A 2601-nucleotide genomic window follows, 5' to 3' on the forward strand; every position below is an offset into this window, starting at 1 on the left:
TATTAACAAGTCGACCATTTTTAGATTTTGTCGAATAAGTGGGAGTCGAAATGGGGGAAGTCGTGATGAAGAAAAAAGTATTTGATGATTATGATTATGAAAGTTTTTATAATCATTCATTTGATGAGCAAACAGGGGAATTATTAAATGATCGTGTGAAGTCGTTAAGGGGAATAGCTTATACCACAGCAACCATCAAAGCGGGAAATCAGTTAGAAGTAGAGATTTATCCCTCATTTAAAAAAGAGATTCCCGAGATGATGAGACGATTTAAACAAAAGAAAAGTCGTGAGAGTAGTGAGCAACAGAAGAATTTGAATGATAGAAATGCTAAGAAAAAGTTAATACGGTTAGTTCATGAAAATTTTTATACGGGTGATTACTGGTGTACGCTAACGTTTAAAGAGGCACCACAAGATTTAGAAACAGCAGAAAAGTTAAGTAAAAATTTTTTTAGGCGGATTAACCGATTCAGAAAGAAAAAAGGGTTAGAGAATGCGAAGTATGTGTATGTGATTGAGGAAGGAACAACGGGAACCGAGCGATTCCATCTTCATTTAATTATGGATAATGGCTTAACCAAAGCAGAAGTGGAATCCAAGTGGAAACTAGGTGCATCCACCATTCGAACATTAAATTATTACAAAGAAGAAAACTTCATTGGGGTTTGTAAGTACATGATGAAAGACGAACAAACATATAAAAGAACGGCTTTCAGGTTAAAAGGGAAACGCCGTTGGGGAAGTAGTAAAGGAAATCTTGTGTTACCCAAGCCCTCAAAGAATCGAACGAAAATGAGTAAGCGTAAGGTCATGGACATGGTGTTAAATCAAGATTCGATTGGTGAGAAGTTAGAGCGAGACTATCCCATGTATCAATTTAAAGAAGTGGAAATCAGATATAGCGACTGGAATGGTTTGTTTTATATTTATGCACGGATGCAAAGTAAAAAGCTGAGAAGGCGGGTATCCGAACGTACAAGTCGAACCTAGCAGTCAAAATTGACGGAGAAAATTTTGTGATGCTAGAGGACTTGATAGAGCGGATGCCGTACGAGGCTAGATTGAGAGGAATGAGGGTGAGAAGATGAAACAGTTAGAAGTGATTTATCCATTTGATATTGAAGTGTTGGCAGAAACAAAACGTATTTTAAGACTTTTGATTCATAATGAATTGGTTGCCATTGAGCAGAGAAATCGAGCCGAATTTTGTGCGAAGCATTGTGATCAATTAGAACAACGACTTTATCATTTGTTAAATAACTGATGATTTGAAGCGGGAAAGGAGAATCGCCGTGACGTTACAAGAGTATTTGAAGCAGCATCAGATGAAGTTATCGACATTTGCTAAAACGTATAATCTAGATTATCACGGGCTTTTTCGAGTGAAACAGGGGGCAGTCACACGAGATGAAGCAATCAAGCGTGTCTTTGAACAGTTAAATATTATTAATGATGGGAAGCAGAAAGTGGGAGAACCAAACACCTCTTTTCTATCTCAGGAATGTGTGTGTATTCATTGTGAGCCTTCGGGTGACATCTATTGCTATTACCGTCATCACTTACAAGAGATAGAAGAATATTTATTAAAACAGAACATTCCCTATTATGTTAGACAAGCAAAAGGCTACTGGCTAGTGAAGTATGATAAGGAGGCAGATCGATGATTAATAATATTGTTTTAGTGGGGCGGACCACCAAAATGATTGAATTAAAGCAAAACAAAAACGGGACAAACTATGTGCAATTTACCTTAGCCGTGAATCGCCCCTATAAAGAGGAACAAGGTGGGCAACAGGCGGATTTTATTACTTGTGTCGCATGGAATAAAACGGCGGAAACTATTGCTAATTACGTTTTAAAAGGAACGATGATTGGAGTAGAAGGGCGATTACAAGTCAGAAATTATGAGAATAGGTCCCCTGCGCTAAGTAGCAAAGCTCTTAGCCATCCTCAATTGGTAGGGAATGAAGCGGGAATACGTCAGTATATATCAGAGGTTTTGGTTAATAAATTTACCTTCATAGAATCTAAAAAAAGTAGTGCAATGCCCGAACCCGTAGAGCCATTTAACTATCAACAACCAAATTGTGAGACATTCAATCACTCATTTGAGACATCCCAAAGTAACAACTACAACAATCCCTTTAATACTGCTACCACGTTAGCAGGAGGTTTAAATTCTAATGTAGCAACTATTTCAATTAGTGACGATGACTTACCGTTTTAGGGGATAATTCGTGATAAAAAAGATGGCACTCAAATTCATTTCAAGAATAGTTGATATATCTTTTTAGGATATAATCGCCAAACGTTGTATACAGGCTTTGGACCTCGGTAAATGTTTGAACTGTTTAACACTTATCGTTGGTCTGTACGGACTTTGTTTTAGGTTACGTGGCAAACTCCCCGAGTTTGCAATGATGTTTAGTTTTCTACTGATGTGCGATACACATACGAGGGGAAATAAGGGGAAAGTGAACATTTTAGTTTGCTAGCCTCAGATCTTATCGTTAGCGATCGTTACTGAGGTGGTTTTTTTAAGCTCAACAGAATAAGAAAATTAAAAAATTAGACAATACTCTAAATAACTAATAAATAA

The 2601-nt window shown here is 37.2% G+C and carries 4 protein-coding genes; all 4 read left to right on the plus strand.

Annotation, left to right across the window (positions count from 1 at the left end):
• The first annotated feature begins 65 nt into the window (after window positions 1-65).
• Window positions 66-992 carry a rolling circle replication-associated protein gene (locus J6D32_RS11295; RefSeq protein WP_287467684.1) on the plus strand — a complete coding sequence of 309 codons (927 nt, stop codon included), beginning with the start codon at window positions 66-68 and terminating at the stop codon, window positions 990-992.
• A 94-nt stretch (window positions 993-1086) separates the two neighbouring features.
• Entirely contained in the window at window positions 1087-1266 is a 180-nt protein-coding gene (locus J6D32_RS11300) for a hypothetical protein (protein ID WP_055242852.1), read from the plus strand.
• A gap of 28 nt (window positions 1267-1294) precedes the next feature.
• On the plus strand, window positions 1295-1666 hold the full coding sequence (locus tag J6D32_RS11305; RefSeq protein ID WP_287467685.1) for a hypothetical protein: 372 nt from the start codon (window positions 1295-1297) through the stop codon (window positions 1664-1666).
• Window positions 1663-2229 (plus strand): single-stranded DNA-binding protein, encoded by a 567-nt coding sequence (locus J6D32_RS11310; protein WP_287467686.1) that lies wholly within the window; start codon window positions 1663-1665, stop codon window positions 2227-2229. Before J6D32_RS11305 ends, J6D32_RS11310 begins: the two co-directional genes overlap by 4 nt.
• The last annotated feature ends 372 nt before the right edge of the window (window positions 2230-2601 follow it).

The sequence above is a fragment of the Turicibacter sp. genome, assembly GCF_017941855.1.
In the GTDB taxonomy this organism is placed as follows: Bacteria; Bacillota_I; Bacilli_A; order MOL361; family Turicibacteraceae; genus Turicibacter; species Turicibacter sanguinis.

What these genes read in the sequence shown, in the direction of transcription:
- J6D32_RS11295 (WP_287467684.1), top strand. Translation starts at nt 66, where the DNA reads ATGAAGAAAAAAGTATTTGATGATTATGATTATGAAAGTTTTTATAAT.
- J6D32_RS11300 (WP_055242852.1), top strand. Translation starts at nt 1,087, where the DNA reads ATGAAACAGTTAGAAGTGATTTATCCATTTGATATTGAAGTGTTGGCA.
- J6D32_RS11310 (WP_287467686.1), top strand. Translation starts at nt 1,663, where the DNA reads ATGATTAATAATATTGTTTTAGTGGGGCGGACCACCAAAATGATTGAA.